This window comes from Streptomyces sp. YIM 121038, from assembly GCF_006088715.1.
Lineage (GTDB): Bacteria > Actinomycetota > Actinomycetes > Streptomycetales > Streptomycetaceae > Streptomyces.
Genome location: NZ_CP030771.1, coordinates 3,940,979 through 3,953,931 on the forward strand (window position 1 = coordinate 3,940,979; position 12,953 = coordinate 3,953,931).

The 12,953-nt window shown below is 74.8% G+C and carries 7 protein-coding genes; 6 read left to right on the forward strand and 1 reads right to left on the reverse strand.

Going from position 1 to position 12,953, the window contains the following annotated elements; translation table 11 throughout:
* Nucleotides 1-107: 107 nt before the first annotated feature.
* Nucleotides 108-1,730 (reverse strand): serine/threonine-protein kinase, encoded by a 1,623-nt coding sequence (locus C9F11_RS16515; protein WP_138960014.1) that lies wholly within the window; start codon nucleotides 1,728-1,730, stop codon nucleotides 108-110.
* 538 nt (nucleotides 1,731-2,268) lie between these two features.
* On the opposite strand from C9F11_RS16515, the gene C9F11_RS16520 reads away from it, so the two are divergent.
* The 6 genes from C9F11_RS16520 to C9F11_RS16545 all read left to right on the forward strand — a co-directional run bounded on the left by C9F11_RS16520 (nucleotide 2,269) and on the right by C9F11_RS16545 (nucleotide 12,880).
* Complete coding sequence (locus C9F11_RS16520) at nucleotides 2,269-5,595, forward strand: FHA domain-containing protein (protein ID WP_138960015.1); 3,327 nt, start codon at nucleotides 2,269-2,271, stop codon at nucleotides 5,593-5,595.
* Nucleotides 5,596-5,814: 219 nt separating this feature from the next.
* Entirely contained in the window at nucleotides 5,815-7,191 is a 1,377-nt protein-coding gene (locus tag C9F11_RS16525) for an extracellular solute-binding protein (protein WP_138960016.1), read from the forward strand.
* A 109-nt stretch (nucleotides 7,192-7,300) separates the two neighbouring features.
* Complete coding sequence (locus C9F11_RS16530) at nucleotides 7,301-8,581, forward strand: sugar ABC transporter permease (protein ID WP_138966574.1); 1,281 nt, start codon at nucleotides 7,301-7,303, stop codon at nucleotides 8,579-8,581.
* Entirely contained in the window at nucleotides 8,578-9,477 is a 900-nt protein-coding gene (locus C9F11_RS16535) for a carbohydrate ABC transporter permease (protein WP_138960017.1), read from the forward strand. Before C9F11_RS16530 ends, C9F11_RS16535 begins: the two co-directional genes overlap by 4 nt.
* Before the next feature lie 210 nt (nucleotides 9,478-9,687).
* Entirely contained in the window at nucleotides 9,688-11,979 is a 2,292-nt protein-coding gene (locus C9F11_RS16540; RefSeq protein ID WP_138960018.1) for a bifunctional glycosyltransferase family 2 protein/CDP-glycerol:glycerophosphate glycerophosphotransferase, read from the forward strand.
* A 1-nt stretch (nucleotide 11,980) separates the two neighbouring features.
* Nucleotides 11,981-12,880, forward strand: coding sequence for a class I SAM-dependent methyltransferase (locus C9F11_RS16545; protein WP_138960019.1), 900 nt, complete (start codon nucleotides 11,981-11,983; stop codon nucleotides 12,878-12,880).
* The last annotated feature ends 73 nt before the right edge of the window (nucleotides 12,881-12,953 follow it).

Consider the following 12,953-nt stretch of genomic DNA (forward strand, 5'->3'; position numbering starts at 1 on the left):
GAAATCACCCCTCAGATGTCGACAAATCCCCTAGGTCGCGGGGATGTTGCCGTACGGCGGCCCGGACGGGGTCCGGGCCGCGGGCTCAGCCGCTGATCGCCGCGGGCTCAGCCGTTGATCTTGGAGCTCCACTCCGAGAGCTTGTCCCAGACGTCCTGGAGCTGGTCCCAGTACCCCTTCGTCGTGCCGATCCAGTCCTGGAGCGGGCTCAGCTCCCAGACCAGCCAGCTCGCGACGAACAGGATGACGAGAACGACCAGGCAGCCCTTGAGGCAGCCGAGGCCCGGGATCTTCGTCGGGTTCGCGCTGCGCTGGCGGCGCTGCCGGGGCGGCTCGGGCTGCGGCGGCTGGGGCGCCGGGGCGGGCGCCTGGGGGGCGTACGGCTGCGGCTGCTGCGGCGCGTACGGCTGGGGCTGGTGCTGCGGCGCGTACTGCTGCTGCGGGGGGTACGGCTGCGGCTGGTGCTGGGGCGCGTACGGCTGCGGCTGCTGCGGCGGGCGCTGCTGCTGGGGGCGGGCGACCTGGCGCTGCGGCCGGCGGCGCAGCGGGTCCTGGCTGGGGTCCAGGTACTGCACCTGCGTCTGGTCGTTGCGGTCGCGGGCGGCGCGCATCTGGCTCTGCCAGGGGTGCGGGTCGTCCGGGCCCTGGCCGGGGCCCACGGGCGGCATGACGGCCGTGGGGTCGGCGCCCTGGGGGCCGCCGGTGTGCGGCATGACGCTGGTGGGCGCGGCCGGGTCGTAGGCGCCCGGGGCGCCCGAGGTGTTCGGCAGGACCTGGGTGGGGTCGGCCGCGCCGGGGGCGCCGGGCACCGGAGCGGGCGCCGGGTCGGGCGCGAGCAGGGCGGCGACGCCCTCGGCGGCGGCGATCTGCGCGGCGGAGGCGTGCACGCCGATGCCGTCGGCGACGGTGCGCAGGGCGCGCGCCAGGTTCTCGGCGCTGGGGCGGCGGTCCGGGTCCTTGCTCAGGCAGCGCTCGATGACCGTCCACAGGGGGTCGGGGACGGTGGAGGGGCGGCGCGGCTCGGCGCTCAGGTGCTGGTGCAGGACCTCGAGCGCGGAGCCGCCGGCGAACGGCGGGCGCCCGGTGACCAGCTCGTACAGCAGGATGCCGGCCCCGTAGATGTCGACCGCGCTGGTCTGCGGGCGGCCCTCGGCGGACTCCGGCGCGACGTACGCGGGCGTGCCGACGAACTCCTGGGTGCGGGTGAGGCCCGGGGAGTCGGCGAGGCGGGCGATGCCGAAGTCCGTGAGCATCGGGTGCATGCCGTCGGCGTCCTGCTTGACCAGGACGTTCGCGGGCTTCAGATCGCGGTGGACGACGCCGTCGGCGTGGCTCGCGGCCAGCGCGTCGGCGATCTGCGCGGTGAGCAGGGCGGCGGCGGCCGGGCTGAACGGGCCGTTCTCGCGCAGGTACTTGTGCAGGTCCGGGCCCTCGATGAGGTCCATGACCAGGGCGAGCAGATCGCCCTCGACGACGAGGTCGCGGGTGCGGACGATGTTCGGGTGCGTCAGCCGGAGCAGGACGGAGCGCTCCCTGAGGAAGCGCATCACGACGTCCGCGTCGTTCGCGAGCTCCTCCTTGAGGACCTTGATCGCGACGGTCTCGCCGGGCTGGCCGGGGACGGCCGCCTCGGCACCCGCGGTCTCCCGCTGGCGGGCTCGCCAGACGGTGCCCGTGGCGCCGCGCCCGAGCGGCTCCTCGAGCAGGTACTTGCTGCCTACCGGCCGCACGTCATGCGCTCCCTGCTGGATCGGTCTGGATCTGTGGTCCTCGGGCTCCCGGTGACCCGGGGATCCCGGTCGGCCCTCGCCGCGATGGGCGTTCCGACCCACTGTAGTGCCGCCGGACGGGGCACTGGACGACGATCTTGCCAGTGGCCGCCGCCCGTGCGGACCTTTGTTCGCAGGGAAGACGCGCTACCAGGGCCGTTGGTTGCCGACGCCCTCGGACCGGGGTGCGAAAGGGGCCCCGGGCGGGGCTCTCGCAGGGGTTCGACAGGGGCTCGATAAGGGCTCGGCAGGGGCTCGGCGGAAGCGCGCGCCCTCCGGGGGGTGACGATTTTCCTTCTGGCCCGCTTCCCGCACTTTTCCGGGCACGTTTCCGTACAGAGGCGACCAATCAAGATCACTTACGGGTGGGGGGCGGGCGTGTTGTCAGTGGCAGGTGCGAGGATGCTTCCGTACTGGCCGACGTGCCCGTGTGCGGTGGGGGGAATCACAGCGCGAGTCCCCGTGCCGGGCGCCCAGCGCAGAAGGGACCGCTGACGGCATGCAGATCCGGCTGACCGTCCTCGGGCCGCGTGGCGGCCAGACCGCCGAGCCGGGGGGACGCCCCGCGACGGCCTGCGACGTGCTGGTCACCGCGCCCGCCGGGACCGCGCTCGCCGCCGTCGCCTCGGGCCTCGCCGCCGCCGTCGCCGCGGGCGAGGGCCCCGCCGTCCTGTACGCGGAGTCGGAGCGGCTCGACCTCCAGCGCTGCACGCTCGGCGAGCCCCCGCTGGTCGACGGAGCGGTGCTGTGCGTGGGCACCCCCGCCGAGCCGGGCCCCGAGCTCGCGGACGCCGCCGCCCAGCTCCACGTCGTCGCCGGTCCCGACGCGGGCGGCGTGCACCTGCTGCACGGCGGCCAGATCCGCGTCGGCCGCTCCGCGCAGGCCGACGTCCCCCTGGACGACCCGGACGTGTCCCGGCTGCACTGCGCGGTCACGCTCGACCCGGACGGCCGGGTCACGGTCACGGACCTCGGCTCGACGAACGGCACGGCGGTGGACGGCCGCGTGCTCACCGACCGGCCGGTGCGGCTGGCCTCCGGCTCGCTCCTGCGCATCGGCGAGTCCGTGCTCCGGCTGACCACGGGCAGCGGCATGGGCGGCGTGCTCGACACCGCGGCGGACGGCGAGGGGCACGTGCGCGTGCGGGTCACCGCGGAAGGAGCCGAAGGAGCGACAGGAGCGACAGGAGGGGCCGGAGCCACGGCGAGGGGCGTCGGGGATCTGCGCGGCGCCTGGGGCGCCCAGGTCGCGGGAGGCGCCGGAGCGCCCGGCTTCTCGCCCTCGCCGGGTGCCGCGTCCACCGTGCCCGGCCCGGCCGCCGCACCCGGCCGCCGCGCGTCGTCGTCCGGTCCGTCCGTCCCCGTCACCCCCGGAGAGGGCGTGACGCAGCACGCGTACGGCACGGCCGAGTGGGGTGCCTCCGGAGGCAGCGGGGACGGTGAGAGCGGGATCGCGGAGTCCCCCGTGGTGCCCCGGCAGGGCGGCGTGCCCGAGGCCGAGCGGCACCGGACCGGCACCCCCGCGCGCGGGACGCCCCTGCCGCGCGGCGTGCGCAAGCGGGGCGGCCTGTCCGCGTGGGCGCGGCGGCTGACCGGCGGGCGCGGCGAGGAGACGGCGCGCGAGCACGGTGCGTACGACGAGGTGCACGAAGGGCCACAGGACCCCGAAGCGGTGGAGGAGTGGGGCGACGCCGGGCCGCTCCCGGAGCCGGTGCCCGAGGTGTGGCCCGACGCGGCGGCGCTGCTCCTGACGGCGCTCGGGCCGGGGACGCGGCTGTGGGAGCGCGGGCCCGCGCACCCGGAGGCACTCGCGGTGCGCCTCGGCACGGTCGACCGGGCGGCACCCGGGCAGAGCGCTCTGCTGCCCGCCGTGCCGGTGACGGTCAGCCTCGGGGAGACCGGCGCGCTCGGTCTCGCCGGGCCGCGCGAGCGGCTCGCGGGGCTCGCCCGGTCGGTGCTCGCCCAGCTGGCCGCGCTGCACTCCCCCGCGGACCTGGAGATCGTGCTGATCAGCACGGACCGGGCGCGGACGCCGGGCGAGCGGGCCGCGGAGTGGGCCTGGCTCGGCTGGCTGCCGCATCTGCGGCCCGCGCACGGCCAGGACTGCCGTCTGCTGCTCGCGTACGACCGCGAGCAGGCGGCGGCGCGCACGGCCGAGCTGCTGCGCCGCCTGGACGAGCCGGAGCCGGCCGAGGCGGGTCCCGGCGGGCCGGGGCGGGCTCAGGAGCGGACGGTCCGGGAGGCGTCCGGGCCGCGCACGGTGGTGGTCGTCGACGGCGACCCCGGTTCCGCCGCGCTGCGGGAGGCCGCCGTGCGGCTCGCGCGGGACGGCGGCCGGGCCGGGATCCACGTCGTGTGCCTGGCCGAGACGGCCGCCGCCTCGCCCGCGTCCCCGGTGACGGAGACGTACGAGGCGGCGTGTTCGGTGTCGCCCGCCTTCCGCGCCTGCGGGGCGGTCGCGCTGCTCAGCGGTGACGTGGCGACGGCCCTGCGGGTGCTGCGCACGGCGGACGGGCAGCCCGCGGGGCACGGCACGGTCGCCGTGGTGGACGCCGTGTCGGCGGCCTGGGCGCAGCGCTTCGCGCGGGCGCTCGCCCCGCTGCGGCCCGACGGCACGGGCGGCGGGCACGCGCGCGTGGCGGCGCCGCTGCCGCAAGCCGCGCGGCTCCTGGACGAGTTGGGGCTCGCCCGGGCCACGCCCGCCTCGCTGATGGCGCGGTGGGCGGCCGCCGGGGACGACGCGGGTGCCCTGGGCGGGCGGGCCTGGGCGGTGCTCGGCGCGGGGGCGCGCGGGCCCGTCGTGGTGGACCTCGCCGCGGACGGGCCGCACCTGCTGGTGGCGGGGCCGCCCGGCAGCGGACGCACGGAGCTGCTGCGGTCCGTCGCCGCGTCCCTCGCCGCCGCCGAGCGGCCCGACCGGCTCGGCGTCGTCCTCGTCGACGGCGGGGTCGACGGGCGGGACGGGGGCACGGCGGGCGGCACCGGTGCGGGCGAGCGGCCCGGCGAAGGGCTGCGGGCCTGTACGGACCTCCCCCACGTCGGCACCCACCTCGCCGCCAACGACCCCGTACGGATGCGGGAGTTCGCGCAGTCCCTCACCGCGGAGCTGAAGCGGCGGGCCGAGCTCCTTGGACGGCAGGGGTTCGCCGAGTGGCACGCGGGGCGGCTGGTGGCCGGGCGGATCGTGGCGCCCCGCGGGGCGCCGGACGCCGAGGCGGGCGGGGCCGTGGGGGCCGGGGACATCGAGGCGCCGAGCAGCTCCACGCTGCGGCTGCGGCCGCCGGGGGCCGGGGCGCGGCCCGAGCCGGGGCCGCCGCTCGCGCGGCTCGTCGTGGTCGTCGACGACTACGACTCCTTGCTGGCGCCCGCGCTCGGGTCGCCCGGGCGGCCCGCCGCCGGGTCCGTCGTCCGGGCGCTCGACGCGGTGGCCCGGGACGGGGAGCGGCTCGGGGTGCATCTGGTGGCCGCGGTGCGGGGTGCCGAGCGCGTGGCCGAGACGGAGGTCGGGCGGCGGACGGGGCTTCGGGCCACGCTGGACGCGCCCGGGGGCGGGGTGGAGGATCCGGCTCCCGGGCGGGGGGTGTTGGGCGGGAGTGACGGGCGGGTCACCGCCTTCCAAGCGGGGCGGGTCACGGGGCGCATCCCCCGTACGGCGACCCTGCGGCCCACCGTGGTCCCCCTGGAGTGGGATCGCATGGGGGATCCCCCCACGCGCCGCCCCGTCCGCGAACTGGGCAACGGGCCTACGGACTTGGCGCTGCTGGCCAGTGCGCTCGATCGTGCGGCGCGGGAGGTCGCTGCCGACCAGGTGCCGTCCCTGCTGTGACGCCGGGGCCGCGTCCGGGCCGCGCCCCTGCGTGAAGGCCGCGCGGCACCTGGTGCGGCCCCGCGGGACGACTGCCCACGGCAGGGACGGAGCCGAGGAACTGACCGTCACAACGGCATCACGATCGGCGACTTGACAGCGTAGGCCGTCTTGCCGCCCCACGCCCCCGGGCGTAGACAGACCGGAACGGGACTGTCAGGGGAAGAGAACGGGGCAGTGATGCGCAGCACTCTTCGTACACGCACGACCGGCAGGATGGTCGCCGCCACGGCGGTGGGCGCGCTCGCCCTCGGCCTCACCGCGTGCGGCGGTGACGACGACAAGGACGACGACGGCAACGGCAAGGGCGGCGGCAAGAAGACCGCGGCCACCGTGCAGCTGCCGAAGCTGGACGGGCAGAAGCTGTCGGTCTCGGCCGTGTGGGGCGGTGCGGAGCGCAAGGTGTTCCTCAGGGTCCTGGACGAGTTCGAGAAGCGGACGGGCGCCAGCGTGTCGTTCGTGCCCGCGCAGGAGCCGATCATCAGCTTCCTCGCGTCGAAGGTGGCGGGCGGCCAGCCCCCGGACGTGGCGATGCTGCCGCAGGTCGGCGCGGTGCAGCAGGCCGTGGCGAAGAAGTGGGCCAAGCCGCTGGGCGCGGCGGCGCAGAAGGAGCTTGACGAGAACTACGCGCAGGGCTGGAAGGACCTCGGGACGGTCGACGGCAAGCAGTACGGCGTGTACTTCAAGGCGGCCAACAAGTCGCTGGTCTGGTACAACACCAAGGTCTTCGAGAACGCGGGCGTCGACGAGCCGAAGACCTGGGACGCGTTCCTGAAGACCGCCCAGACGGTGTACGACTCCGGGGTCGCGCCCGTGTCCGTGGGCGGCGCGGAGGCCTGGACGCTCACCGACTGGTTCGAGAACGTCTACCTCTCGCAGGCGGGCCCCGAGAAGTACGACCAGCTCGCCCAGCACAAGATCAAGTGGACGGACCCCTCCGTCAAGAAGGCGCTGACGACGCTCGGCGGGCTCTTCGGGAAGAAGGGGTTCGTCGCCGGGGGCGCGGACGGCGCGCTGCAGACGGAGTTCCCGGCGTCGGTGAAGCAGACGTTCGTGGGCGGCGAGCAGCCGAAGGCGGGCATGGTCTTCGAGGGCGACATGGTGTCGCTCTCGATCTCCGAGACGAAGGCGAAGATCGGCACGGACGCGAAGGTGTTCCCGTTCCCGGCGGTCGGGGACGAGTCCCCCGCGGTCGTCGGCGGTGACGCCGCGGTCGCGCTGAAGGACGGCAAGGGCGCGCAGGCCCTGCTCACCTTCCTGGCCTCGCCGGACGCGGCGAGGATCTGGGCGGAGGCGGGCGGCTTCGTGTCGCCGAACAAGAACCTGGATCTGGCCGCGTACCCCAACGACGTGCAGCGCGGCATCGCCAAGGCGCTCATCGCGGCCGGCGACGACATCCGCTTCGACATGTCCGACCAGGCGCCCCCGGCCTTCGGCGGCACGCCGGGCAAGGGCGAGTGGAAGGCGCTCCAGGACTTCCTGAAGAACCCGAAGGACGTCGCGGGCACCCAGCGGACGCTGGAGGACGCGGCGGCCAAGGCGTACCCGAAGAGCTGACGGGGCGATGACGACTCCGGACGCCGGGGGCACCGCCGCGGTGCCCCCGGCCAGGCCGACGGCGCGTACGTCCACGACCGGCCCGCGCGGCGCCGGTCCGCGCAGGAGCGTGACCGGGACCCGCAGGACGGTGGCGGCCCTGTTCCTGCTGCCCGCCCTGGTCCTGCTCGGCGCGCTCGTGCTGTATCCGATCGGGTTCTCGGTCCTGCGCAGCTTCTTCGACAAGAGCGGTGACTTCGCGGGCGTCGACAACTACGAGACGATGTTCGAGGACTCCGGGATCCGTACCGCCGTCAAGAACACGGCGATCTGGGTGGTGTTCGCGCCCGCGGTGGCGACCGCGCTCGGCCTGATCTTCGCCGTCCTCACCGAACGGGTGCGCTGGGGCACGGCGTTCAAGATCGTGATCTTTATGCCGATGGCGATCTCGATGCTGGCGGCGGGGATCATCTTCCGGCTCGTGTACGAGGCGAACCCCGACCGCGGGGTGGTCAACGCCGTGTGGGTGGGCGTGCACGACACGTTCGTGGAGTCCTCGCACTTCCCGAGCGGGCACCTGGCCGCGCGGTCCCCGATGAAGGAGGCGGGCGGCGGCGCCTTCGTGACCCGCGCACCCGTGCGCGCCGGGCACCCGGTGGCCCTGCCGCTGACCGGCGTACCGCCCGACAAGATGCCCGACGACGCCGCGTCGGCGAAGCGCGCCGAGGCCGACCCCGGCAAGGTCACCGGCACGGCCTGGCAGGACTTCACCCGCGGCAAGGGCCGCGGCGAGGTCAACGCCCCGGACGCCGTCGAGCTCGGCTACCCGGGCATCAGGATCGAGGCGGTCAAGGACGGCGAGGTGGTGGCCTCGACGACGGCGGCGGACGACGGCACCTTCGCCCTGCCGAAGGAGGCCGACGGGGCGCTCCTGCGCTACCCCGCGTCGAACTTCCGCGAGCCGTACGACGGGGTGAACTGGCTCGGCCCCTCGCTCATCACCCCTGCCGTCATCGGCAGTTACGTGTGGATGTGGGCCGGGTTCGCGATGGTCCTCATCGCGGCGGGCCTCGCGAGCGTGCCGCGCGAGCTCCTGGAGGCCGCGCGCGTGGACGGCGCCAACGAGTGGCAGGTGTTCCGCCGGGTCACGGTGCCGCTGCTCGCTCCCGTCCTCGCGGTCGTCCTGGTCACACTGATGATCAACGTGATGAAGATCTTCGACCTGGTCTTCGTGATCCCGCCGGGCTCCTCCAAGGACGAGGCGAACGTCCTCGCCGTCCAGCTCTACAACTCGGCCTTCGGGGACCAGAACGACGGCGTGGCGAGCGCGATCGCGGTGCTGCTCTTCGTCCTCGTGATCCCGGTGATGTGGTTCAACTTGCGGCGGCTGCGGCGGGAGGCGAAGCGATGAGCACGCACACTCGGGCCGCCGCGGAGACGGGCGTGGTGAAGGCCCGGCAGTCGCTGGGCGGGCGGATCGCGGGGCTGCTCGGCGGCACCGCGGTCCGGGTCTTCCTGATCCTCGTCGGCCTGTTCTGGCTGGTGCCCACGCTCGGCCTGCTGCTCGGCTCGCTGCGCACCAAGGAGGACATGAGCGCGACCGGCTGGTGGAAGGTCTTCGGGGCGCCGTCGCAGCTGACGTTCGAGAACTACTCCAGCCTCCTGAAGGACGAGACGATCACCGACTCGATCCTGACGAGCGTGTCCATCACCGTCCCGGCGACGCTGCTGGTCGTGGTGCTCGGCTCGCTCGCCGGGTACGCGTTCGCGTGGATGGAGTTCCCGGGCCGCGACTGGTGGTTCCTCGGGGTGGTGGGGCTGCTCGTGGTGCCGGTGCAGGTGGCGCTCGTCCCGGTCTCCGACCTCTTCGGCAAGATCGGGATCTTCGAGACGACGACGGGCGTGGTGCTCTTCCACACGGCCTTCGGGCTGCCGTTCGCGATCTTCCTGCTGCGGAACTTCTTCGCGGAGATCCCCCGCGAACTCCTGGAGGCCGCGCGCCTGGACGGCGCCGGTGAGCTGCGGCTCTTCATCCGTGTGGTGATGCCCCTCGGCGCGCCGGCGATCGCCTCGCTGGGCATCTTCCAGTTCCTGTGGGTGTGGAACGACATGCTGATCGCGCTGATCTTCGCGGACGCGGGCAGCCCGCCGATCACCGTGGCGCTCCAGCAGCAGGTGCGGTTCTTCGGGGACAACGTGCAGATCCTCGCGCCCGGCGCGTTCATCTCGATGGTGATCCCGCTGGCGGTGTTCTTCGCGTTCCAGCGGCAGTTCGTGTCCGGCGTGATGGCGGGCGCCGTCAAGTGAGGACGCGTGCGCGCCCGCGCGCCCGGTGGCGCAGAAATGATCAACTGCCTTACGCCGTACGGGGTTTGAGCGGAAGGGGACGGTCCGGCACCGGACCGGCCCCTTTCCGTTCGCTTGACGGGCGTCCCCCGATGGGGAGACCCGGGCGTAACCAGATCACCCCACCGGGCGTTCCCGGGCAGAGTGCCCGCGCCGACCCATGGATGTGCCGTGCCCCGGTTCAGTGTCATCGTCCCCGCGTACCAGGTGCAGGCCTATCTGCACGAATGCCTCACGTCCGTGCTCGAACAGAGCTTCGCGGACTGGGAGCTGATCGCGGTCGAGGACCGCTCGCCGGACGGCTGCGCCGCGATCATCGACGAGTTCGCGGGCCGGGACGCCCGGGTCAGGGCCGTCCACCTGGAAGAGAACGTGGGTCTCGGCCGCGCGCGGAACGCGGGCATGGAGCACGCCACCGGCGACTACCTGGTCTTCCTCGACGCCGACGACAGCATGGCGCCCGGCTCCCTCCAGGCCATCGCCGACCGGCTGAAGGAGACCGGCGAGCCCGACGTCCTGGTCTACGACTACGAGCGGACGTACTGGACGGGCGAGCGGGTCCGCAACCAGCTCGCGCACCTCCTCGACGAGGACGGCCCCGCCCCCTTCGAACTCGGCGACAGGAGCGGCCTGCTGCGGCTGCTCATGGTCGCGTGGAACAAGGCGCACCGCCGTGAGTTCGTCGAACGCATCGGCCTCACGTTCCCGCCCGGCACCTACGAGGACGCGCCGTGGACGTATCCGCTGATGATGTCCGCGAAGTCCATCGCGACGCTCGACCGGGTGTGCGTGCGCTACCGGCAGCGGCGGCGCGGCGGGCTCCTCGGCACGGCGAGCCGCGCGCACTTCGACGTCTTCGACCAGTACGAGCGGGTGTTCGCGTTCCTCGACGCGCGCCCCCACCTGCCGGAGGCCTGGCGGGCGCTGGTCTTCCGGCGCATGGTCGACCACTTCCTGACCATCTACTCCCGCCCTGAGCGGCTGCCGCACGGCAGCAGGGCCGAGTTCCTGCGCCGGGCACGCGCCCACTACCGCCGCTTCCGCGTCCCCGGCTCCCGGCCGCGGGCGGGCGCCCGGCTGCGGCACGCCCTGGTGCGGCTCGGCTCGCACCGCGCGTACCAGGTCCTGCGGTCGGTGCGCCGGTTCGGCGCGGCGGCCGTGCGGTACTCCGCGGGGGCCCTCGGCCGGGCCCGGGAGTCCTTGCTGCGGCTGCACTACCGGATCCAGCTGCGGCGTCCGGTGCGCGCGGACCTCGCGGTGTTCACGGCGGGCGACGGGCGGGGGCACAGCGGCGACCCGGGCGCCCTGGAGACCGCGTTCCGCGAGCTCGCGCCGCACGTGCGCACCGCCTGGCTGGCCGCGCCCGCGCACCACCACACACTGCCGACCGCGACCCGCAGGCTCACGCCCGGCACGGCCGCGGCCCGGACGGCCCTGGCGCGCGCCGCGTACCTGGTGAGCGACTCCGGCTTCGACGGCCGGCTCGCCAAGCGCCCCGGGCAGCTCGTGGTGCGGACCCACCCGGGCACGCCCCTGCGGCACGAGGGCGCCGACCTCCTGGAGCGCCCGGCGGCCGCGTGCGGCACGGACGTCGACGCGCGGCTGCGCGACGCCGACACCTGGGACTACGTCGTGTCCCCCAACCGGCACGCGACCCTCGCGGGCGAGCGGGCGTACCCGGCGGCGTACACGACGCTGGAGTACGGCTGTCCGCGCAACGACCGCTACCAGCGCGCCACCGCCATCGACGTGGCGCGGATCCGCGAGAGCCTCGGCGTACGGCCGGGGACGACGGCGATCCTGTACGCGCCGGAGTACCGCGACTACCGGCGCACGCAGCGGCTCGGCGTCGACCTGGAGCGGCTGCTCCGCCGCCTCGGCCCCCGCTTCACGGTCCTGGTGCACGCCCCCCACGTCGACGCGGAGCCGCTGCCCGACGACCTCACCGGGCGCTGGGTCGACGTGTCCGGCGAGCCGGACCCGGGGCGGCTGTGCCTGGCGGCGGACGCGCTGGTCACGGACTACTCGTCGCTGATGTTCGACTACGCCAACCTGGACCGGCCGATCGTCCTGCACGCCGACGACTGGGAGGCGTACGAGGCGGCCCGCGGCACCTACTTCGACGTCCGCGCCTTCCCGCCGGGCGCGGTGGCGCGCGGCGAGGACGAGCTGGCCGACATCTTCGCGTCGGGGCACTGGCGGGGCTCGCGCTCGGCCCAGCTGCGGCGGGCCTTCCGGGAGCGGTTCTGCCCCTACGACGACGGGAGTGCCGCGGAGCGTGTCGTGCGGCGGGTGGTGTTCGGGGCGAAGATCCCACTACCTTCGGTCGTGGCGCTCCCGGAGCGGCACCCCACGCCGGCGGCGGGGCCCGAGGGCACCCGTGTGTCCGGGGCCGAGGGCTCCGGGGCAGCGCAGACCGCCGCGCTCCTGTCGCAGCGCACTCCCCCCAACTCCAGGATCTGAGATGCCCGAAGCCTCCGCTTCCGTGCCCACGTCCGCGCCCGCGTCCGCCGAGGAGCCGGACGACCTCCCCGTACCCACCGCCTTCTCCGACGTGAAGGGCTGGTTCCACCCGGCCGACCAAGTGCTCTTCGACTGGTTCCTCAGCCGTCAGCTGGACCTCGGCGAACCGGGCGACCTGCTCGAACTCGGTGCCTATCTGGGCAAGAGCGCGATCTTCATGGGGTCCTATCTGCGGCCCGACGAGACCTTCACGGTCTGCGACCTGTTCGACTCGCCCGCGCCCGACGACGCGAACTCCAAGGAGATGGGCCGCTCGTACGCGACGCTGACCCGGCGCGCCTTCGAGGCCAACTACCGCTCCTTCCACGACGAGCTGCCCCAGGTCGTGCAGGCCCCCTCGGCGGGGATCGCCACGCACGTGCCCGGGGGGAGCTGCCGCTTCGTCCACATCGACGCCTCGCACCTGTACGAGCACGTGCACGCCGACATCGCGGCGGCGCGCGAGCTGCTCACGCCGGACGGGATCGTCGTCCTGGACGACTTCCGGGCCGAGCACTGTCCCGGCGTGGCCGCCGCCACGTGGGGGGCCGTCGCCACGACGGGGCTGAAGCCGCTGTGCATCACGGCGACGAAGTTCTACGGGACGTGGGGGCGGTACGAGGCCGTGCACGGGGAGCTGGGGCGGCTCCTGAAGGGGCGGGACGACATGTGGCACGGGGCGGAGGAGGTGGCCGGGCACCCGATGATCCGCATCAGCGGCCGCAAGGCCCGCACCCCGGCCCACCCCCGGTCCCGGCACGCCTCCGTCGCGCCGCCCCGCAAGGACGAGGCCGGGCCCCGCCGCACCCGCCGCCCGCGCGGCCGGGGCCTGGCGGCGCTCCTGCCGGGCCGCAGGCGCTGACCCCTGCCGGGTGCCGCCCGGGGGCGGGGTGACCGCCGCGCGGCGCTCCCGGTGCTCCAGGCACCGAGCGGGC

Coding starts and splice junctions, on each gene's coding strand:
- C9F11_RS16525 (WP_138960016.1), top strand. CDS start 5,815: ATGCGCAGCACTCTTCGTACACGCACGACCGGCAGGATGGTCGCCGCC.
- C9F11_RS16520 (WP_138960015.1), top strand. CDS start 2,269: ATGCAGATCCGGCTGACCGTCCTCGGGCCGCGTGGCGGCCAGACCGCC.
- C9F11_RS16545 (WP_138960019.1), top strand. CDS start 11,981: ATGCCCGAAGCCTCCGCTTCCGTGCCCACGTCCGCGCCCGCGTCCGCC.
- C9F11_RS16535 (WP_138960017.1), top strand. CDS start 8,578: ATGAGCACGCACACTCGGGCCGCCGCGGAGACGGGCGTGGTGAAGGCC.